The 19,184-nt window shown below is 60.3% G+C and carries 20 protein-coding genes; 8 read left to right on the top strand and 12 right to left on the bottom strand.

The window, feature by feature from the left end; translation table 11 throughout:
- Positions 1 to 14: 14 nt before the first annotated feature.
- Positions 15 to 1,565, bottom strand: a complete 1,551-nt coding sequence (locus tag QMK33_RS00945; RefSeq protein ID WP_283562681.1) for a diadenylate cyclase — start codon at positions 1,563 to 1,565, stop codon at positions 15 to 17.
- Between the two features lie 55 nt (positions 1,566 to 1,620).
- A complete protein-coding gene (locus QMK33_RS00940) occupies positions 1,621 to 2,475 on the bottom strand; it encodes an energy transducer TonB (protein ID WP_283562680.1) in 855 nt (284 codons plus the stop codon).
- A 159-nt stretch (positions 2,476 to 2,634) separates the two neighbouring features.
- On the opposite strand from QMK33_RS00940, the gene QMK33_RS00935 reads away from it, so the two are divergent.
- From QMK33_RS00935 to QMK33_RS00900, 8 genes are all read left to right on the top strand, one after another.
- Positions 2,635 to 3,600 (top strand): bestrophin family protein, encoded by a 966-nt coding sequence (locus QMK33_RS00935; RefSeq protein ID WP_283562679.1) that lies wholly within the window; start codon positions 2,635 to 2,637, stop codon positions 3,598 to 3,600.
- A gap of 115 nt (positions 3,601 to 3,715) precedes the next feature.
- Complete coding sequence (locus tag QMK33_RS00930) at positions 3,716 to 4,465, top strand: MlaE family ABC transporter permease (RefSeq protein ID WP_283562678.1); 750 nt, start codon at positions 3,716 to 3,718, stop codon at positions 4,463 to 4,465.
- A gap of 108 nt (positions 4,466 to 4,573) precedes the next feature.
- Complete coding sequence (locus tag QMK33_RS00925) at positions 4,574 to 6,775, top strand: FUSC family membrane protein (protein ID WP_283562677.1); 2,202 nt, start codon at positions 4,574 to 4,576, stop codon at positions 6,773 to 6,775.
- A 195-nt stretch (positions 6,776 to 6,970) separates the two neighbouring features.
- Positions 6,971 to 7,231 (top strand): hypothetical protein, encoded by a 261-nt coding sequence (locus QMK33_RS00920; RefSeq protein WP_283562676.1) that lies wholly within the window; start codon positions 6,971 to 6,973, stop codon positions 7,229 to 7,231.
- 22 nt (positions 7,232 to 7,253) lie between these two features.
- Positions 7,254 to 7,982, top strand: a complete 729-nt coding sequence (locus tag QMK33_RS00915) for a hypothetical protein (protein ID WP_283562675.1) — start codon at positions 7,254 to 7,256, stop codon at positions 7,980 to 7,982.
- A 25-nt stretch (positions 7,983 to 8,007) separates the two neighbouring features.
- Positions 8,008 to 8,757 (top strand): SHOCT domain-containing protein, encoded by a 750-nt coding sequence (locus QMK33_RS00910; RefSeq protein WP_283562674.1) that lies wholly within the window; start codon positions 8,008 to 8,010, stop codon positions 8,755 to 8,757.
- Between the two features lie 230 nt (positions 8,758 to 8,987).
- On the top strand, positions 8,988 to 9,815 hold the full coding sequence (locus QMK33_RS00905; RefSeq protein WP_283562673.1) for a DUF3089 domain-containing protein: 828 nt from the start codon (positions 8,988 to 8,990) through the stop codon (positions 9,813 to 9,815).
- 27 nt (positions 9,816 to 9,842) lie between these two features.
- The gene (locus QMK33_RS00900; protein WP_349361659.1) at positions 9,843 to 10,463 is read left to right on the top strand and encodes a DUF6624 domain-containing protein; all 621 of its coding nucleotides are present in this window, start codon (positions 9,843 to 9,845) and stop codon (positions 10,461 to 10,463) included.
- Between the two features lie 81 nt (positions 10,464 to 10,544).
- Here QMK33_RS00900 and tsf read toward each other — a convergent pair whose 3' ends face one another.
- The 10 genes from tsf to recA form a co-directional block, all read right to left on the bottom strand.
- Positions 10,545 to 11,381 carry a translation elongation factor Ts gene (gene tsf / locus QMK33_RS00895; RefSeq protein ID WP_283562671.1) on the bottom strand — a complete coding sequence of 279 codons (837 nt, stop codon included), beginning with the start codon at positions 11,379 to 11,381 and terminating at the stop codon, positions 10,545 to 10,547.
- A gap of 168 nt (positions 11,382 to 11,549) precedes the next feature.
- On the bottom strand, positions 11,550 to 12,323 hold the full coding sequence (gene rpsB, locus QMK33_RS00890) for a 30S ribosomal protein S2 (protein ID WP_283562670.1): 774 nt from the start codon (positions 12,321 to 12,323) through the stop codon (positions 11,550 to 11,552).
- Positions 12,324 to 12,341: 18 nt separating this feature from the next.
- Positions 12,342 to 12,728: a 30S ribosomal protein S9 gene (gene rpsI, locus QMK33_RS00885; protein WP_283562669.1), complete on the bottom strand. Its 387-nt coding sequence runs from the start codon at positions 12,726 to 12,728 to the stop codon at positions 12,342 to 12,344.
- 45 nt (positions 12,729 to 12,773) lie between these two features.
- Positions 12,774 to 13,226 (bottom strand): 50S ribosomal protein L13, encoded by a 453-nt coding sequence (gene rplM / locus QMK33_RS00880; protein ID WP_283562668.1) that lies wholly within the window; start codon positions 13,224 to 13,226, stop codon positions 12,774 to 12,776.
- Positions 13,227 to 13,377: 151 nt separating this feature from the next.
- A complete protein-coding gene (locus QMK33_RS00875; protein ID WP_283562667.1) occupies positions 13,378 to 13,947 on the bottom strand; it encodes an SMI1/KNR4 family protein in 570 nt (189 codons plus the stop codon).
- A 23-nt stretch (positions 13,948 to 13,970) separates the two neighbouring features.
- The gene (locus tag QMK33_RS00870) at positions 13,971 to 14,684 is read right to left on the bottom strand and encodes an RluA family pseudouridine synthase (RefSeq protein WP_283562666.1); all 714 of its coding nucleotides are present in this window, start codon (positions 14,682 to 14,684) and stop codon (positions 13,971 to 13,973) included.
- Between the two features lie 123 nt (positions 14,685 to 14,807).
- Positions 14,808 to 15,878, bottom strand: coding sequence for a sensor histidine kinase (locus QMK33_RS00865; RefSeq protein ID WP_283562665.1), 1,071 nt, complete (start codon positions 15,876 to 15,878; stop codon positions 14,808 to 14,810).
- A 158-nt stretch (positions 15,879 to 16,036) separates the two neighbouring features.
- Positions 16,037 to 16,756: a response regulator transcription factor gene (locus tag QMK33_RS00860; protein WP_283562664.1), complete on the bottom strand. Its 720-nt coding sequence runs from the start codon at positions 16,754 to 16,756 to the stop codon at positions 16,037 to 16,039.
- A 145-nt stretch (positions 16,757 to 16,901) separates the two neighbouring features.
- Positions 16,902 to 17,711 carry a DUF3108 domain-containing protein gene (locus tag QMK33_RS00855; RefSeq protein WP_283562663.1) on the bottom strand — a complete coding sequence of 270 codons (810 nt, stop codon included), beginning with the start codon at positions 17,709 to 17,711 and terminating at the stop codon, positions 16,902 to 16,904.
- Positions 17,712 to 17,869: 158 nt separating this feature from the next.
- The gene (recA, locus tag QMK33_RS00850; RefSeq protein ID WP_283562662.1) at positions 17,870 to 18,985 is read right to left on the bottom strand and encodes a recombinase RecA; all 1,116 of its coding nucleotides are present in this window, start codon (positions 18,983 to 18,985) and stop codon (positions 17,870 to 17,872) included.
- Between the last annotated feature and the right edge of the window lie 199 nt (positions 18,986 to 19,184).

The following is a 19,184-nucleotide window of genomic DNA, read 5'->3' as shown; positions in this document are numbered from 1 at the left end:
GTGGAAACTTCGCGCTACTGCCGGCTTTCGGCCAGGTTTTCCTTGGTGAGCACGTCCACCATACCATCTTCGCTCACTACTACTACCAGGCAGGGGTAGGGTGAGCTTTCGACGTAGCGCACGGCCGAGTTGTAGCGGGCACCGCGGGTGCTGGTACCGTTGCCGGTGGCTTTGCCATCGAGAATGACGCCAATGGAGTAGCAATAGCCCTCAGGGTCAAGCAGTACTGCGCCGTCGATGCTGGTGATGAGCTGGGTGATGAGCGGCGTGAGCGGCACTGGCTCAATGAGCGTGCATTGCAGCTTGAGGCGGTCGGCCTCGGCCAGGGCCTCGGTGGTGATGACGAGCAGCGTGCCCTTGGGCTGCTTGCTGGCTTCGAGCACCACGTCCCAGAGGTGGGCCACCTTGTCGGCCTGGTGCACGTCGAAGGTGCGCTTGAGGTCGCGCTTGAAGCGGGTGCGGTTGAGGCGGGGGCGCGGCAGCGTGGGCAGGCCGTAGCGGGCGCGCAGCAGTACCTGCCCGGCGTGCGAAAACTCCCAGGCGTAGTGCGTCACGAAGTGAATGTCGAACAGGTCCTCGCGGCTGGCATCGTAGTGGCCCACCTGCCGGCCCAGGGCATATACTTTTTCGGCGTCGGCCAGCAAGTGCACGTCTTGGCTGGTCATTTCGAGCAGCTTGCGCACGGCGCGGTAGTCGCTGAGCTCGGTGGGGCAGGTGAGGGCAAATACTTCCTCCACATTGGGGTGGCCGCGCTGCACCAGCAGTAGCCGCCCAATGCCCTCGGCCCCCTCGTAGCGCAGGCTGGAGATGGTATTGAACGTAAAAAAAAGCTGCGCCATGCTGGGGTCGGCCCCCAGGGCGTGGGCCGGCGTGTCGAGCAGACTTTTGCCGGCGGCGCGCAGCAGCTCGTCCGTTTCGCGGGGCCGGAACAGGAAGCCTGCGCCCGGCTCGGGCTCATTCAACGATTTTATGCACTCCTCGTTGAAGCGGTACACGGCCCCCACCAGCAGCGAATTGGCTAGCGGCTTGCCATCGGTGTAAAAACGGTCGGGCTGCAACGACGGGTACGTGCGCAACGGTTTACGCTGCACCCGCAGCAGGGTAAAAACCAGGAAGCCGCCAATGCGCACCGGCCAGCCAGTAAAATGCTGATAATGAGCATTTTCCTCCAATTCATCCAGCGCCCGCTGCACCAACGCGCGAATACTGCGGTTTTCGTAGCGCTGGCGCAGCTGGGCAGGGTTGACGTCGGAGTCGGGCAGCAAGGCCGCGGGGCGCACGCCCACGGCAGGGCAGGTCAGGCCCTGGGCTACCAGGCCGGCAAACAGGTCGGCCGGCAGGCTGCTGGCCACGGGCTCCTGGCATACGAGTAGCTCGCTCGCATCGTCGAGGGGCAGGGCTAGCAACTGCACGTAGGGGTGCAGGTCATCGTCGAGGGCATCGAATAGCGCCTGCGCGATGCTCTGCGCCCCTTCGAGGTAGCGACGCTGGTGGTTCCAGATAAAATTGGGCGAGCCGGCAGCGGCCAGCGTCGGGACGGGGGTAGGGGAGAGCGTGAGCAGCATGGCAGAAAGGCGCGGAAGCGGAGGCCACGCACGCCACTATGCCACGCGCGAAGCTCTACAGTTGAAAGATAACCGGCAAGGTCATCTTTTGCTTTATCGGTTTGCCCTGATACAGGGCCGGCTCCCACTTGGGCGCGGTTTTAATCAGGCGCAGGGCCTCCTCGTCCAGCCCCGAGCCGTGCTTCTGAATCACGCGCGCATCGGTGAGCGAGCCATCGGGCTGCACGGTAAATTCCACCGGCACCTTGGCCTGGATGTGGCGCTTGCGGGCCAGGTCGGGGTATTTCTGGTTGGCGGTAATCCAGGTGAAGAACGCGGCGTTGCCGCCCACCGGCTGGGCCGATTTCTCGGGGCGAATGATGCCCGCGCCGTTGGGGGCCGTGCCCACTACCGAGGTGGTGCCGGGGGCGGCGGCTACCGCACCGGGGGGCAGGGGGGCAGCGGCCTTGCCGCTGCCGGGGGCCGGCACCTCCACCGTTTCGCCCGAGCCGGGGGCCAGCACAAAGCTCACGGGCACCGTCACGCGCTGGCGCACTAGTTGGCCGCGCTGGCGCGCGGGCGTCCACTTGGGGCCCGATTTGATAACGCGGATAGCCTCAGCGTCGAGCAGCGGGGCCACGGGCTGCTTCACCTCCACTTCGCCCACGCTGCCGCTTTTTTCCACGATGAAGTTGACCAGCACGGTGCCTTCCTGGTTGGCGCGCAGGGCGGCGGTGGGGTATTTCTGGTGGCTCTGCAAGTAGTCGGCGTAGGCGGCGGGGCCGCCTTTGGGCACGGCGGGCTGTTCCACGGCGTCGTATACCTGCTTGGAGTCGTTGCCGGGGTACTTGAGCTTAGCAGGTTTCTGGGCCAGCGCGGGGGTGGCGGCGGCCAAGGCCAGCAGTAGGGGAAGGAAGCGCGGATTAAACATAGATTAAAAATATAAAGTCGGCCTAACAATCGGCGGGGCTCTGGGGTAATGGGGCGAGGTGCGCCGCACACCGGCCCCCACTACCAGGCAAAGAACGCGCCGCCCAGCGCGGTTGGCCCGTTCTTTGGTCGAAAAGAATGGTCCGCTCATTTTCTCTTTATGTACGTTCGCAAAAACCTTCGCTTCAGTTTCGTTTGGAAAGAATACGGCTGGCGGCCTCTGCTCACTTTCGCGCTGTACGACGCATTCATTTGCCTGCTCTATGGCCCGCTTGATATTCACTGGCTCGATATTCCGTGGCAGCCGGTGGCCATGCTGGGTACGGCGGTGGCTTTTTACATCGGCTTTAAGAGCAACGGTTCCTACGCCCGCTTCTGGGAGGGCCGGCAGTTGTGGGGCTCCATCGTGAATACCTCGCGCATCTGGTCGCTTCAGGTGTTTGACTTCGTGCAGCCCGTGTCAGGCGAAATTCTGCCCACCCCGGCGGCCACCCACGAACTGCACCGCCGCCTGCTGTACCGGCAGCTGGCCTGGTGCAACGCCCTGCGCTTGCACCTGCGCCGCCAAACGGCTGAGCTGTGGGAAACCGACGTAGTGCCCTTCCTCACTGACCCCGACGACCGTGCCCTCAATACCAAGGCCAACCCGCCCACCCACCTGCTACGCCACCAAAGCAAGGAAGTGCTGGACCTGCACCAGAACGGCATGCTCACCGAGTACCGCCACGTGGCGCTCATGGATACCATCCAGGACCTCTTCAACGCGCAGGGGGCCTGCGAGCGCATTAAAAACACGCCCTTTCCGCGCCAGTACGCTTACTTCAGCTACGTATTCGTGTGGATTTTTGCGGCCTTGCTGCCCCTGGGTCTGGTTGAGGAATTTGACCACCGTATTGCGCTGGGGCCGTTCCACGTCTGGCTCATGGTGCCCTTTGCGGCCACGGTAAGCTGGGTGTTCAATACCATTGAGCTGGTAGGCCACAACAGCGAAAACCCTTTCGATAACCAGGACAACGATGTGTCGATGCTGGCCATTTGCCGCAGCATCGAGATTGACCTGCGCGAGCTGCTGGGCGAAACCGACTTGCCCCAGCCCCTGCAACCCGAGGAAGACGTCCTGTACTAGCCACTCCGTAAAATAAAACGAGCCCCTAAGCGTCAGCCAGGATTGCGGCGGTGGCCCCGAAGGGGCCGCCCCGCCCTGGCCGTACCTTTGCGGCTCGTTATTTTATTTTTAGGTGATGTATAGATACCCCCGGCCCATTTCCGCATTTGGCCGCTTCGTGTTGTTGATGCAGATGATGGTGACCCGGCCCGAGCGCCGCCAGGTGCTGTGGCAGCGCACCCTCGACGAGGCCGTAGAGATTGGGACTGATTCGGTGTTCATCGTGGGCTTGGTTTCGACCTTCATCGGGGCCGTAACCTGCGTGCAGATTGCCTACAACATGGTCAACCCCCTGGTACCCATGAGCACGGTGGGCTTCATGGTGCGCGAAATGACCATTCTGGAACTCGCGCCCACTATTATTTCCATCGTGCTGGCCGGCAAGGTGGGCTCGGCCATTGCGGGCGGGCTGGGTACCATGCGCATCACCGAGCAGATTTCGGCCATCGATGCCATGGGCATCAACTCGGCGTCGTACCTGGTACTGCCGCGCATTCTGGCGTCCATATTCGTATTTCCGCTGCTCGTTATCCTGGCCATGAACCTGAGCATCCTGGGTGGCTACATTGCCACGCAGCTGGCGGGCGTGATGCCGGGGGCCGACTACATCGAGGGCATTCGCTACTCCTTCAAGCCCTACACGGTGGTGTTTTCGCTCATTAAGTCGGTGGTATTTGCCTTTTTGGTATCGGCCATTTCCTCCTACAAAGGCTACACCCTGAAGGGTGGTGCCCTGGAAGTGGGCCGGGCCAGTACGGCCGCCGTTACTAATTCCATTATATCTATCTTACTAGCTGACTACACGTTGGCTACTATCTTACTCTAGCAATTAGCAGGTATCACTTACCAATTATCAGGCATAAACCGAGTGCTGCTGGCAACGTATTGGTGCCTAGTTGATTGATAATTGATGATTGTTAACTGATAATCGAAAATGCCCCTGCCCCGCGTGTCGCGCCGCGACCTGTCGTACTTCTTATTCAGCCAGCACTTTTCCGATGGGCTGCGTATCACGCTGGCCATTTTGCTGCCCGCCTTGCTGGGCGCGCAGTGGGGGCAGCTGGCCGAGGGCATCACCATCTCTACGGGGGCCGTATGCCTGAGCGTGACCGATACGCCCGGCCCGCTGAGCCACCGGCGCAACGGCCTGCTGGCGGCCCTGGTTCTGGTGTTTTTGGGCGCGCTGATTACGGGCGCGGTGGCCCCGTACCGGCTGGGGCTGGGCGTGGTGGTAGTGGGCCTGAGCTTCGTGCTTACTATGTTGCTGGTGTGGGGCGCACGCGCGGGGGCCGTGGGCTCGGCCACGCTGCTGGGCATGGTGCTCACGCTGGCCCACCCGCCGGTAGGCTGGCTGGCGGTGCTGCTGCACGCGGGGCTGCTGGCGCTGGGCGGCGTCTGGTACCTGCTGCTGGCGCTGGTGCAGGGCCGGGTGCAGCCCTACCGGGCGGCGCAGCAGGCGCTGGGCGAGTGCCTGCACGCCGTGGCGGGCTTTCTGACCCTCAAAGCCGCATTTTATAACCCCGCTACCAACCTCGACGACGACTATCGCCGCCTCGTGGCGCAGCAAGTAATAGTGAGCGACCGCCAGGAGGCCGTGCGCGACCTCATTTTCCGCACCCGCCAGATAGTAACTGAAAGCACGAGCGCGGGCCGCCGGCTGGTGCTCACCTTCACCGAAACGGTGGACCTCTACGAGCACATCACGGCGGGTTACTACGACTACGCGGCGCTGCGTACGGCCTTCGGCGATACGGGTATTCTGTATGAAATACAGGCCTTTATTGGCCGCCTCGCCACCGACCTCGACTACCTGGGCAGCGCTGTGCTCGCAAACCGCGCCTACGGCAGCCCGCCGCCCGACCGCCTGCCCGAACTCACGCGCCTGCAAGCGCGCATCAATGCCCTGCCCGCGCCCGACCCCGGTGCCGGCGTTAGTGCGCTGGTATTGAAGAAGATACTAGTGAACCTGCGCGACCTGCACCAGCGCGTAACTAGCATCCGGCGCTACTTCGATGAGGCCCAGGCCGCCGATACCGCGCCCGACCCCGGCCGCGTGGCCAGCCACACGCAGTTTGTGGCCCGCCAGGAGCTGGAATGGAGCGCCTTTGCCCAAAACCTGACGCTCAGCTCGTCGGTATTCCGGCATGCGGTGCGCATGGCCGTGGCCTGCACCGTGGCCTACGCCGTGGCCGAGCTGCTGTGGCACGGCCAGCACAACTACTGGATACTGATGACGGTTACGTTCATGCTCAAGCCCGGCTTTAGCCTCACCCGAGAGCGTAATATTCAGCGTATTAGCGGCACGCTGGTGGGCGGCGTGCTGGGGGTGCTCATCCTGTGGGCGGTGCCCAGCGGCGATGTGCGCTTCCTGTTTCTACTGGTATTTATGGTGGTGGCCTACTCGTTTCAGCGCATCAAATACCTGGTTACGGTGGTGTTTCTCACGGCCTACCTGCTCATTATGTTCAGCTTTCTGGGACTGAGCTACTTGGGCGTCATTCAGGAGCGCCTCACCGACACGGCGCTGGGCTGCGCCATTGCGCTGGCCACGGCCTACGTGCTGTTTCCGCGCTGGGAGGGCGACCAACTGCCCACCCTGCTGGCGGCCACCCTGCGTGCCAACCTAGCCTACCTGCGCCAGCTGGCCGACCGCCTGGCCGGCCGCGAAGTAGCGCCCACCACCTATCGCCTGCTGCGCAAAGACGTGTACGTGGCCTCGGCCAACCTGGCGGCGGCCTTCCAGCGCATGCTTTCGGAGCCGCGCCGCACCCGCCGCCATCCCACCGAGGTGCACGAGTTTGTGGTGCTCAACCACATTCTATCGGCCAATATCTCGGCCCTCACCACCACCTGGCAGGACGATACCACCCCCAACCCGGCCGTGCCACCCGACGGCCGCCGCCTGCTCACCAGCGCCCAGGCCGCCCTCAGCAAAAGCTTGGGCTTGCTGGCTGCCGCCCCGCCCACCCTGGCCCCGCCCGACCCCACGGCCCCTACCGTGCCCCTCCTGAATGGAGTGAGCGCTGATGCCCAGGTCGATACTGTAACCCCCGACCGCACCCTGGCCGAGCAGCTGGCCTTTTTGCAAAAAGTAAGCGCCGACCTCAGCCGGGTAACGGAATCTCTGGCTGCGTAAAATGTTGCCGTGGGGTAGGTGCCCATCTGGCCCTACCCCGCGGCGTAGAGGGCTGCGAGCGCTTGAAAACGCCGCCGGGAGTGGATAGCTAACCAAGGCTTGCAACTGCCGGGGCTCACTGCGGCGTTAACGTCGGGTTTAACCAGCCGGGCCAGCCGCCGTATTATCTTCGGCCAATTCCATCTTGCTTTCTTCATGCGCCACGTTGCCGACATTCCGTATCCGCAAGTCAAAATCACCCTGCTGGCCTGGAACGGCAAATACTTGCTCAAGCTGGAGCAGGGCCCCCTGGAGCAAACCTACAAGGTGGCCGACCTCGACCTGAGCGGCGTGGTCCCGCCCGACGTGGAGATTCGCCAAATCCTCGACGATGAGTTTCTGGCCGCCGCCGTGGCCCGCTTTCAGCTGATGCAGCAGGATATGCGCGCCGCCTTTGCGCGCCACGACTTGCGCTAGCTCCACCATTACCTTTGCCAACATGCTCAATTTGCGATTAGTACTGCTCGGAGGAGCCCTTTTTGCCAGCGCGCCCGCCTGGGCCCAAAGCTACCAGGTGCGCCAGGGCCAGCTGCCCTACGCGGGCCACACCCAAGCCAGCGTCAACGTGGTGGTCGACGGTACCGAGGACGAAACCCGCGACTTCCTGCAATCCTACATGAAGAGCAGCCAGCGCCTCTCGTTCAGGGGTGGCTTGGCCGGTTTGCTGGGTAAGAAGCCCGTGCTTGCGGCCAAGCAGGTGAGCGGCACGTCTATCGCCAGCCGGACCGTCGATATATACGCGGCCACCACGGCCCTCACCGACTCTACCACCGAAGTGGCGCTGTTTGGCGGGTTTGGCGATAAAGTAACCTCCACCTACTTCTCGCCCGACCTCACGCCCGCGCCTTTTAAGCAACTGGAGAGTATTCTGACGAAGTACGCGCCCGCCGCCCGCACCAATTTCTACCGCCAGCAGGTAGCCGATGCCGAAGCTAAAATCGCGGCCATCGACAAGGAAAAGGAGAAGCTGAACCGCCACGCCGACGCCACCCGCGCCAATACCGCCGCCAACCTCAAGCGCATCGAAGAGCTGCTGCGTCAGAACGAGGCCAATGCCATCACCCTAAGCCAAGACAGCGTGCAACTCGTCAACAACGGGTTGCTGCGCGAAGCCGGGGTGAAGCTGTTGGAGCGCCGCCGCACGCGCCTTTCCATCGTAACGCCCTAATTGTTAGTTACTTATTGCTTTAGCTATGAATCCGTCCGATGCCCATTCGTCGCTCGCCGCCCTGCGGCAGCTCAAAGAAATGCTGGACGCGGGCACCATTACCCCGCAAGAATTCGAAATCCTCAAGCGCCAGCTGATTTTTGGCCTGGAGCCTGCCCTGCCAATTTCCCAGGAGGATAATAGTTCGGATTCGGTATTACCACTGGATAATGAGCTGCCAGACAGCATTTTACCCGAAGCCCCCGCGCCCATCCCCGAAGCCACGATAGCCGCCTACGACACAATAGCCCCCAACCCCGCTGAATTGGCCGCGCCGCCTCCGGCCGCCGCGCCCGACTGGCTGGCCGCGCCCGCCGCGAGCGCCCCGCCTGCTGGCCCCGACCCGCGTTTTGCCGAGGAGAGCCGTAACCCGCTTAATTTGGTATTTATCATCGGCGGGGCCCTGGTGGTGCTGGGCCTCGTGCTCTACCTGTTTATGAGCCGCCCCGCCGCGCCCGATGAGCACCTCGCCAGCGCCAGCCAAACCGCCGCCGACTCTACGGCCGTTGCGCCCGAAGTGGGCCCCCAAGCCGACCAGATAACCCTGCCGCCCGCCGTTGCGCCCGAAACTATTCGCGTAGCCCCCGTGGCCCGGCCAGTTGTGCCCGCCGCGGCCAGCCAGTTTAAAGCCGATTCGGTAGCCGCCCCAGTAGTAGCCCCGCCGCCCGCCAAAGTGCCGGCGGCCGTGGTGCCTACCACTACTATATCCACCGATTCGGCCACTAAAGCACCCTGACTTTGCCGGTTATTCGCTGGGCTTTGCTAGTGGCCAGTTTCAGCGCCCTGGGGGCGCTCAGTAGCTGCCTCACGCTATTGCAGCCTGTGCATTAGTTTTCGGTCAAGGCGGCCGGGCCCGCCCCCGATTATGCCGATTCGGCTAATTGGGCGGCGCTGCCCGGCCACTGCAGTGCTGCCCAGCAACGCCCGCCCTGCCTGCCCGCCACCCCGCCCGATACGGTAGCCGATGTGTTTTACGTGCATCCCACCACCTATTTCTGGCGGTTGGGCTACTGGAATGCTCCGCTCCGCCTGCGCCGTTTGCAGCGCTATACGGCCCGTGCTTCCCTGCGCAACCAGGCCAGCCTGTTCTACGATGTGGGGCGGCTGTACGCCCCGCGCTACCGGCAGGCCACGCTCTACACCTTCTTCGCCACCGAAGACCCCAATGCTCAGCCTGCCCTCGACCTGGCTTATGCCGACGTGAAGGCGGCCTTTCACTATTACCTCGCGCACTACAACCACGGCCGGCCCTTCATTCTGGCTGGCCATAGCCAGGGCACTACCCACCTCACCCGCCTCCTGCACGAACTGGTCGATGATAACCCGCAGTTGCGCAAGCAGTTAGTGGCGGCCTACCTGGTCGGCCGCCTGGTAAAGCCCAACGAGTACCAGCACCTGCCCGCCCTGCGCGACTCGCTCCAAACCGGTGGTATAATTGGTTGGAACACTGCCGTGCGCGGCACCGACTACCAGCCCTACCACGGCTTGCTCGTCACCAACCCCCTCACCTGGACGCTCGACTCGGCCAACGCCCCCGCCAGCCTGAATAGGGGAGGCGTGCCCCTCAACTTCCGGCGCATCGACCCGCACGTTACCACTGCCCAGCCCTACCGCGGCGTACTCTGGGTCGATGACCCGCACCGTTCCGGCTACCGCCGCCTGCATATACCGGGCCGCAGAGAGTTACGCGTTTCCTTCCACATTGTCGATTATAATCTGTTCTACCTCAATGTGCGCCAGAATGCGCGGGCGCGGGTACGGGCGTGGCAACACCGCGAGACTGATAAACAATAACGCTCATATTCAAGCAGTTTAAGTAGCATGAAACAATTTTTATTACTGCTAAGCGTGAGCAGCCTTGCGCTTCCCGTCACTGCGCAGACGGTAGTATACCCCAAACTGAGCAAAACGCTTGATAGCCTGGCTTACGTAGACCAGTGGCCTATGCAGCAGATGTTTAAGCAGTTGCCTGATAGTGCTGGCCGCGACTTGGTGCAAGTAGAAAAAGACAATTTCGCCCGCCATCAGCCTATTCTGGAAATGATTATAAAGCAGACTGGCTACCCTGGATTTAAGCAGGTGGGTGAAAAAAGCTCCAACAACTTTTGGCTGCTGGTGCAGCACGCCGACGCCCACCCAGATTTTCAGCGCCAGATACTGAAGCTCATGCTGCCCGAGGTGAAGCGCAAAAACGCCAGTCCAGTGAATTACGCCTATCTGACCGACAGGGTAGCCATAAACGCAAACCAGCCGGAAGAATATGGAACGCAAGTAGAATACAAGGGGCCAGGACTTGGTAAAGCAGTTCCTAAGTCGTTGCGCGACCCCAAGAGCGTGAACAAGCGCCGGGCGGCAATTGGAATGGAGCCGCTAGAAAACTACTTGGGCATGATGAGTAAAATGCACGAGGAGATGAACACTCCCCACCCGGCCAACAATTGAGAGCGAAATCAACGGACGTAAAAAAGCCCGCTGGCGCATTGCCAGCGGGCTTTCCTATACTAGGGCGAAGCAGGCTACAAACTAAGCGCCGATTGCTACGCGCTTGAAGTCCGATACCGTCATGCCTTTCGACATTTTATCGAGCAACTGCGCGATGGTCAGCGAGTTATCCTTTACAAACTCCTGGTTCAGCAAGGTGTTCTCCTTGTAGAATTTGTTGAGCTTGCCCTGGGCGATTTTCTCCAGCATAGCCTCGGGCTTGCCTTCGGCACGCGCCTGCTCCTTGCCGATTTCAATTTCGCGCTCTACCGTGCCAGCGTCCACACCGTCTTTGTCAACGGCAACGGGCTTCATGGCAACGATTTGCATGGCTACGTCGCGGCCTACGGCGGCGATGTCGGCATCACCTACGTTCTTCAGGCCCACGAGTACGCCCTTCTTGTTATCCGAGTGGATGTACGAAGCTACTTTCTCAGCGGTGAGGGTGGTGTAGATGAGGTCAAGCTTCTCGCCGATTTTGCCGGTCAGCTCGGTAATGTGCTCCTGCACGGTGCGGCCGTCGGCCTCCGTAGCGGCCAGCAAGTCCTCCTTGGTGCCCACGTTGGTTTTCACCGCCGTGTCCAGGATTTGCTGCACCAGCGTGCGGAAGTCAGCTACTTTCGCTACCGACTCCGTTTCGCAAGCGAGGGCTACCAGCTTGCCGGTAGTGCCATCGGCGCTCACGTTTACCAGTACTAAGCCTTCCGACGTAGCGTTGTCGGCGCGCTTATCAGCAATTTTCTGGCCCTGCTTACGCAGAATGTCGCGAGCGGCTTCGAAATCGCCATCGGCTTCGGTCAGGGCTTTTTTGCAATCCATCATGCCTGCACCGGTCATGGTGCGAAGCTTATTTACATCTGCGGCGGTGATAGCGGCCATAGTAGTAGCGTGGACTCTGCGAGTCCGCGAGTTGGTGAGTGAATGGAATCTTTGAACTATGCAAACGCGGACTCACAGAGTCTGCGCTACTCTTAAAAAAGAAAAAGGGAACCGCCAAGCATTTGCCTCGACCGTTCCCTTTTTCGTCAAGCTTTGACAGCGAGCGGCTTAGGCTTCTTTGTCAGCCTCAGTCTTTTCAGCAATGGCCGCCTCATCGGCTTCCTTGCGGTCGGCATCCTCCTTGTCAACCTTACGCTCCGACAGGCCATCTTCGATAGCCTTGCCAATCACGTTGATGATGAGCTGGATAGACTTCGAGGCGTCGTCGTTGGCCGGAATTGGGAATTGTACCAAATCTGGGTTCGAGTTGGTATCGCAAATCGCAAACACCGGAATGCCCAATTTCTGCGCTTCTTTCACAGCAATGTGCTCGCGCTTCACGTCTACCACGAACAAGGCAGCGGGCAGGCGGCTCAACTCTGAGATACCACCCATCACACGCTCCAATTTGTCGCGCTCACGCGATAGCATCAGCTTCTCGCGCTTGGCCAGGGCGGCGTAGGCGGTGTTCTCTTTCACCATCTTGTCGATGGTGCTCATCTTCTTCAAGCTCTTGCGGATGGTGGCGAAGTTCGTCAGCATCCCGCCCAGCCAGCGGTCCGTTACGAAAGGCATCTTGAGGCGCACTGCCTCCGTCTGCACAATCTCCTGGGCCTGCTTTTTGGTGGCTACGAACATGATTTTGCGGCCGCTTTTCGCAATGTTGCGAATAGCATTCGACGCGTAATCCAGCGAAGCCAGAGTCTTGTTGAGGTCGATAATATGGATGCCGTTCTTCTCCATGAAGATGTACGGCGCCATTTTCGGGTCCCACTTGCGCGTAAGGTGACCAAAGTGGGCACCTGCGTCAAGCAGCTCTTTGTAGGTGGTGGACTGAGCCATAATAGTCTGCTTCGAATATTAGCGTTTGGAGAACTGGAACGAGCGACGTGCCTTGCGCTTGCCGAACTTCTTACGTTCAACCATGCGGGGGTCGCGGGTCATAAAGCCTTCCTTGCGAAGGGCCGACTTCACTTCCTCGTTGTCGCTTACCAAAGCTTTCGAGATGGCAAGGCGGATAGCCTCGGCCTGGCCGGCGATGCCGCCGCCCTTCACGTTCACTTTGATATCGTACTGGCCCACCTGCTCAAGGGTAGCCAAGGGCTGGTTCACGATGTTCTCCAACAATTCGTTGGCGAAGTAGGACTTCATGTCCCGGTCGTTGATAGTGATATTCCCTTGCCCGGCCTGCATGTAAATGCGGGCCACCGAGGTTTTTCTTCTACCAGAGGTGTTAGTAGCTGCCATTTAGTGGGAAAAATATGCGGCCGAAAGTGGCCGTAATACAATGATTTACAGGTTCTTCAGCTCGTACGGCTTGGGCTGCTGAGCTTCGTGCGGATGCTCGGTGCCAGTGTACACGTACATGTTGCGGTACTGGGCAGCGCCGAGGCGGTTGCCTTGCAACATGCCTTTCACGGCGTGCTCAATAGCCTTACGCGAATCGCGGTTCATCTGCTCGCGCAAGGTGCGCTGCTTCTGGCCGCCGGGGTAGCCCGAGTGGCTGATGTACAGCTTCTCGGTCATTTTCTTGCCCGTCACGTGCAGCTTGTCCGCGTTGATAACGATTACGTTATCGCCGCAGTCGGAGTTGGGGGTGAACGAAGGCTTGTGCTTGCCGCGCAACAGGTTGGCGATTTGGCTGCACACGCGGCCCAGCGGGGCCACGCTGGCGTCTACGATAACCCAGTTTTTCTGGGCGTTGGCCTTGTTGACGTGGGTCGTCTTGAAGCTCAGGTGGTCCATAGGGATGGTAAATATTTACCGGCTAAACAATTGACAATAACCCCCAAGCCGGTTGGGGCTGGGGAAAAACGGACACAAAGGTACCTTTTTTCTGCTACATTACCAAATGCGACCAACTGATTTCTAGTGAATCAACGGGTAGCGTGGGGAATTACTCACCTAACTCATCGGCTGATACGATGCAGTCGTACTCTTCACTAAACACGTATTCCCCGGCTTCCAGGGCCGTTACGTACTGCGTAACCCACTCCGTAAAAGAGGGTGCCAGCATAGGGCGCTCGGCATCATCGTGCCACATCCGAATTATTTGGCCGTGCGTGCCGCCCGGCGCGGGCGACAGGTCGAGGCAGCAGTGGTTGCCCGCTCCGTCATAGGTGAGGGGCAGCCAGCGTGGGTTCCACCAATCGGCGCGCACGCCCGGGGCCGGGGTTGAGGTAGCCCCTTCAAAATCACCGCCTTGCAGCAGGTCATTCCAGATGGTCCACTCGGCTAGCATACGAGGTACGGAGAGCAGTTCCTCGCCCATGAACAGGGCATTGTCAAGATTGCGCTGCCCGTTGTGCACGCGGTAGAAAGCCAGGAAATCGGCTGGTAGCTCCGCACCGATTGCCGTGGCCAACGTGCGCAGTTCGGCGTCGGTGGCGCCAGGATTTAGCTCGTCTATCAACTGCGGCGCATTCGCGGCCAACCAGGCTTCAAAACGAGTCCAAATGCTTGACATGGTTCGTGATAGCTGCGCGCAGGTTAGCGATACTGCGCCAGGGTTTCGACTAATACCCTAAAGTCTTTGGGGTACGGGGCGTCTACCTGAATGGCAACGCCATCAAGCCCCGTAAACTCCAGTTCCTTGGCGTGCAGCGCAAAACGCTTGATGAAGGGCTGCTCAGTTTCGCCGTCCTTCAGGTTGAATTTCTTCTTGAGCGTGGACAGAAAAAAGTCTTCGCCGCCGTAGAGGTGGTCGCCCACTATAGGCGCTTGCACATAGGCCAGGTGCAGGCGAATCTGGTGCATGCGGCCGGTTACGGGCTCGCATTGCACCAGCGAGTGGCGGGCGTAGGTATCGAGGGTGGTGAAGCGCGTTTCTGCGGGCTTGCCCTTGAAGGCTAAGCGGGCCTTGCCGCTCTTGGTGGTTTCGATATTACGCTCTACCACAAACTGTTCCAGCGGCGGGGCGCCCCAGGTTACGGCGTGGTACACCTTGCGCACCTCACGGTTTTCGAACTGCATCGACACGTGGCGGTAGGCCTCCGGGTTTTTGGCTATCACGAGCGCGCCGCTGGTGTCGCGGTCGAGGCGGTGGCCCACCTGGGCATCGTCGGCGTATTCGCGGGCCATGCGCAACAGGCTGGCGGCCACGCCAATGCGCTCGTCGAGCGTGGAGAGGTACGGGGGTTTGTTGACGACGATGTAATCGTCGTTCTCAAACAGGATAAGGTCTTTGAACTTAGGTGGCTTCATGCGGACCACAAAGGTAGCGGGTAGCGTAGGCTTTAGCTTGCGGGGCGTTGGGGGCCAGACTAGGAGCGGTTGGCAGGGCGGCGCGGTTTCGGCTGCTCGCTGGCGCTCGCTCGCAAGCTAAAGCTACTTTGCTTCTTTGGGCCTGGGGAGCTTGAATTCCATCGTAGTGCCCTCGTCGAGGATGCTCTTGATGGAAATGGTGGATTTATGCGCCTCCACAAGGTGCTTGCTGATGGCCAGGCCCAGCCCCGAGCCGCCGGCCGAGCGTGAGCGGCTCTTGTCGACCCGGTAGAAGCGCTCAAAAATGCGGGCCTGGTGCTCGGGCGCAATGCCCGCTCCGTTGTCGCGCACCGCCACGCGCACGCCGCCGCGGCCCGGCGTGAGGGCCACTACTACCTGGCCGTTTTGCTCACGCCCGTATTTTATTGCGTTGTCAATCAGGTTGATAAGTACCTGGCGGATACGGTTGCGGTCGGCCACTACGAATAGCTCCTCTCCAGCTAGGTGCGGCGGAAACAGCTCCAGGGTGGTCCCGCGCCGCTGGGCTTGTTGCTCCAGCAACTCAAACAGCTCCTGCACCAGCGCCACGAGGTCGAAGCGCTGGCGGCGCATGCGGATAACGCCCTTTTCGAGTTGCGAAATGGTAACCAGGTCCTGCACCAGGGCATCAAGGGCGTCGAGGCTAGCAGCGGCGCGCTGCAAAAACTTGCGGCGGGTGGCCGGGTCCATGCCCGTTTCCTCGTTGTCCTCCTCCTCATCCAGAATGGTGTGCACGAAGCCTTGGGCGGCGAAAAGTGGCGTTTTGAGCTCGTGCGACACATCGGCCAGGAACTCGCGGCGCAGGGCTTGCAGGCGCTTGAGCTCATCGAGCTCCTGCTGGCGGCGCTCGGCCATCTCTACTATCTCGTCGCCGATGCGGCGCAGGGGCTCGGGCCGAAACAAAAACTTGTTGCTCAGTTGTTTAAACTCCTTGCGCTTGATGTGCTCCAGGCGTGAGTAGATACCGTTTATCTCCCGAAAAATAAGGGCCTCAAACGACAAATACACCAGTAGAAAGCACGCCGCCACCGTGATGCCCGCCACCAGAAAAGCCTGGTGTGAGGGCAGCGTGGGTGCCACGTAGGCAAACGTGGTGAGCACCCCCGCCACCAGCATCGCAATGAGCACGGCAATGGTGCGGGAGGAGAGGGTCATGAGGCAAATCAGGTATGGAAGCAAAAAGGAAAGCGGAACGTCATGCTGAACGCAGTGAAGCATCTCGTGTGGATTGCTAAACTCATTTAGTTGAAGTTAGTAACCACGCTAGATGCTTCACTGCGTTCAGCATGACGTTCCGCTTTTGCAGCAGCTAGTTAGTCAGCATTAAACTTATAGCCCACACCCTTAATGGTTTGGATGTGGTGGTCGCCCACTTTTTCGCGCACTTTGCGCACGTGCACATCCACGGTGCGGGCCAGCACAAAGACGTCGTTGCCCCAGATGTTTTGCAGCAACTCGTCGCGGCTGAACACCTTGTGGGGGGCGGCGGCCAGGAAGGCGAGCAACTCGAACTCCTTCTTGGGGAGCGTGATTTTGCGGCCCTCCTGGTACACGGCGAAGGCGGTGCGGTCGATTCGCAGGCCGTTGATGTCGATGGCTTCTACAGCGGCGTGGGGGTCTTGGTCGCGGCGCACAATGGCGGCCAGGCGGCTCAGTAAGGCCCTGGGCTTGATGGGCTTAGCCAGGAAGTCGTCGGCCCCGGCTTCGAAGGCGGCTACTTCCGAAAACTCTTCGGCGCGGGCCGTGAGGAAGAGAATGTAGGTGTCTTTGAACTTGGGTTGCTCGCGCAGCAGGCGGCAGGTGGCAATGCCGTCGAGGTGGGGCATCATCACGTCGAGCAGGATGATGTCGGGGTTGAACTCCTGGGCGGCAGCCAGGGCCTGGCGGCCGTCGCCGGCCGAGGCGGTGAAGTAGCCTTCTTTTTTGAGATTGAACTCCAGCAGCTCCACGATGTCGGGGTCGTCGTCAACGACCAGAATCTTGTAGGCAGCGGATTTCGCTGGCGCTGACCGTTGGTTGGCGGGGGTTGCCACGGCGGGTAGGGCAGAAGGGGTAAGGACTTCCGCGGTGCAAAATTACCCGCTTCGGCGCGGCGGCCATGTTACGTTTGTGTGACGCCCTGGTTACCAACCAAATAATTAACAGTAGCCGGCGGTTAACCAGCTGTTAGGTAGTGAGTTATTTGGCCAAGTTGAGTCGGTATTTCAACCCCTCATACTTGTACATATCCACCTTCACGGAGCCCACAAACAGCTCGGCCTGGAAGAGCACCGGAATCTTGTTGCGGTCGTCGGAGAGGTAAACCTTGATGGCTTCCTCGCCCCGAAAAATGCGGTTGGGCGGCATTTTGGGCACTAGTTTCAGGGCATGCACCACGCCGGCTTTGGTCTGAATTACCTCGCGGCCCCGGAAGGTAACGTCCAGGTTAAAAGTGGCTTCGTCGAAGAAGCCGCCCATGTGAATGACCTCGCCCACCTTCATGTGGTCGTAGTTGAGGGTGCGCAGGTAGTAGAAGCCGCTCACCAGCTCCTGCACATTATTGGGCACCTTAAAGGTGTAGCGAATGGGCTCCTTGGTGTGGGTTTGCAGCACGTTTACCAGGTTGTGCTCCTGGTCGAAATCCACCACTTCCTTCTTGCGGTAGGTGCTCTCCTCAATGTCGCGCGAGGAGCGCAGGGGCAAAATGCTGGCCGTGTCGATGTAGGAGCGCCACTGGTCCTTGACGTGCAGAAAAAAGTCGACCGAGCCGATGGTGCGGCCGCTCACGGTGGCTTTGTAACAGGGGCGGTTGGCAATGTGCTCCAGGCTGCCGGAGGTTTCGACGGTGGCCTCGGCCGCGTTGAGCATGCCGTAGTGCACCTTGTAGCGAATGGTTTCGCCGGCCCGGAAGCTGGCGTTGGGCCAAAAGCGCACCGGCTCGGCCAGGCCGCGGGGCTGCGTCCAGGCGGCACTCAGTAGGAGAAGCGGAACAAGTAGCCAGCGGCGCATACACTAAAAACGAAGCGGGAGCAGGAACAGATTTACAAACAAAGTGCCAGCCTGTAAAACTACGGGGCAATGCCGCCGCCCACCGCCTTGGCCGGATAGAAAAAATGCCCCGCTACCAGGTGGCAGCGGGGCACTCGTGCTAGAGGCAGCCGGGAGGCTTACAGCGTGTCGTCGCCGTCCTCGGGGCCGCTCATGTCCACGGGGATAACGTCGGTATCGCCCTTGGCCATGTTGCGGATTTTGGCTTCGATTTCGTCGGCCAGCTCGGGGTTGTCGAGTAGCAGGGTTTTCACGGCCTCGCGGCCCTGGCCAATCTTGTTGGCGCCGTAGTTGAACCACGAGCCCGACTTGCCGATGATGCCCATGTCCACGCCCAGGTCCACGATTTCGCCGACTTTGCTGATACCCTGGCCGTAGATGATGTCAAACTCGACCACCTTGAAGGGCGGCGCTACTTTGTTTTTCACCACCTTCACCTTGGTGCGGTTGCCGGTTACGTTGTCCTTATCTTCCTTGATTTGGCCGATGCGACGGATGTCGAGGCGGACCGAAGCGTAGAATTTGAGGGCGTTACCGCCGGTCGTGGTTTCGGGCGAGCCGAACATCACACCAATTTTCTCGCGCAGCTGGTTGATGAAGATGCACAGGCAGTTGGTCTTGTTAATCGTGCCGGTGAGCTTGCGCAGGGCCTGGCTCATGAGGCGGGCGTGCAGGCCCACTTTCGAGTCGCCCATGTCGCCTTCGAGTTCGCCTTTGGGCACGAGGGCCGCCACGGAGTCGATAACGATGATGTCGATGGCGCCCGAGCTGATGAGCTGGTCGGCAATTTCGAGGGCTTGCTCGCCGTTATCGGGCTGCGCGATGAGGAGGTTGTCCACATCAATGCCCAGTTTCTTGGCGTAGGCGGGGTCAAAAGCGTGCTCGGCGTCGATGAAAGCCGCCGTGCCACCAGCCTTCTGGGCTTCGGCGATGGCGTGCATTGTCAGCGTCGTTTTACCGCTCGACTCGGGGCCGTAGATTTCGACCACGCGGCCGCGGGGCAGGCCGCCGATGCCGAGGGCAATATCCAGCGAGAGCGAGCCGGTGCTGATGGACGGCACGTCGTTCACTTTCTGGTCCGAAAGCTTCATCACGGTACCTTTGCCGAAGGCTTTGTCCAGCTTCTCCAGCGTGAGCATGAGCGCCTTTTTCTTCTCAGCGATGGGGTCGCCGCCGGTGGTTTTTTCGGCTTTCTCGGCCTTTTCTGGTTTTTCGGCTTTGGTTGCAAAGGCCATAGACGTGGGAGGGGGGGTTGAAAAGAAACTTTGGTTTGTAAAACTACGGTATTTCGGTTCGTCACACCAGCATAGAGTAGCAGCCGACTAGGCTAACTACCGTTCTGTTTTTCGGTGGCCATTTGTAACGCAACGGCCCCCGGTTTTGTGCCGAACAATGCGCAAATTTATGAGGAAATTTCTAAAAATTTTAGTTAGC

Origin of the sequence: Hymenobacter sp. H14-R3 (assembly GCF_030063445.1) — a bacterium.
Taxonomy (GTDB): Bacteria; Bacteroidota; Bacteroidia; order Cytophagales; family Hymenobacteraceae; genus Hymenobacter.
The sequence above is the reverse complement of the archived record's forward strand: the minus strand, read 5'-3'. Positions and strand labels throughout refer to the sequence as shown.

Bases quoted from the DNA above. Each gene is read 5' to 3' on its own strand.
- QMK33_RS00945 (WP_283562681.1), bottom strand. From the start codon at position 1,565: ATGCTGCTCACGCTCTCCCCTACCCCCGTCCCGACGCTGGCCGCTGCC.
- QMK33_RS00940 (WP_283562680.1), bottom strand. From the start codon at position 2,475: ATGTTTAATCCGCGCTTCCTTCCCCTACTGCTGGCCTTGGCCGCCGCC.
- QMK33_RS00935 (WP_283562679.1), top strand. From the start codon at position 2,635: ATGTACGTTCGCAAAAACCTTCGCTTCAGTTTCGTTTGGAAAGAATAC.
- QMK33_RS00930 (WP_283562678.1), top strand. From the start codon at position 3,716: ATGTATAGATACCCCCGGCCCATTTCCGCATTTGGCCGCTTCGTGTTG.
- QMK33_RS00925 (WP_283562677.1), top strand. From the start codon at position 4,574: ATGCCCCTGCCCCGCGTGTCGCGCCGCGACCTGTCGTACTTCTTATTC.
- QMK33_RS00920 (WP_283562676.1), top strand. From the start codon at position 6,971: ATGCGCCACGTTGCCGACATTCCGTATCCGCAAGTCAAAATCACCCTG.
- QMK33_RS00915 (WP_283562675.1), top strand. From the start codon at position 7,254: ATGCTCAATTTGCGATTAGTACTGCTCGGAGGAGCCCTTTTTGCCAGC.
- QMK33_RS00910 (WP_283562674.1), top strand. From the start codon at position 8,008: ATGAATCCGTCCGATGCCCATTCGTCGCTCGCCGCCCTGCGGCAGCTC.
- QMK33_RS00900 (WP_349361659.1), top strand. From the start codon at position 9,843: ATGAAACAATTTTTATTACTGCTAAGCGTGAGCAGCCTTGCGCTTCCC.
- tsf (WP_283562671.1), bottom strand. From the start codon at position 11,381: ATGGCCGCTATCACCGCCGCAGATGTAAATAAGCTTCGCACCATGACC.
- rpsB (WP_283562670.1), bottom strand. From the start codon at position 12,323: ATGGCTCAGTCCACCACCTACAAAGAGCTGCTTGACGCAGGTGCCCAC.
- rpsI (WP_283562669.1), bottom strand. From the start codon at position 12,728: ATGGCAGCTACTAACACCTCTGGTAGAAGAAAAACCTCGGTGGCCCGC.
- rplM (WP_283562668.1), bottom strand. From the start codon at position 13,226: ATGGACCACCTGAGCTTCAAGACGACCCACGTCAACAAGGCCAACGCC.
- QMK33_RS00875 (WP_283562667.1), bottom strand. From the start codon at position 13,947: ATGTCAAGCATTTGGACTCGTTTTGAAGCCTGGTTGGCCGCGAATGCG.
- QMK33_RS00870 (WP_283562666.1), bottom strand. From the start codon at position 14,684: ATGAAGCCACCTAAGTTCAAAGACCTTATCCTGTTTGAGAACGACGAT.
- QMK33_RS00865 (WP_283562665.1), bottom strand. From the start codon at position 15,878: ATGACCCTCTCCTCCCGCACCATTGCCGTGCTCATTGCGATGCTGGTG.
- QMK33_RS00855 (WP_283562663.1), bottom strand. From the start codon at position 17,711: ATGCGCCGCTGGCTACTTGTTCCGCTTCTCCTACTGAGTGCCGCCTGG.
- recA (WP_283562662.1), bottom strand. From the start codon at position 18,985: ATGGCCTTTGCAACCAAAGCCGAAAAACCAGAAAAGGCCGAGAAAGCC.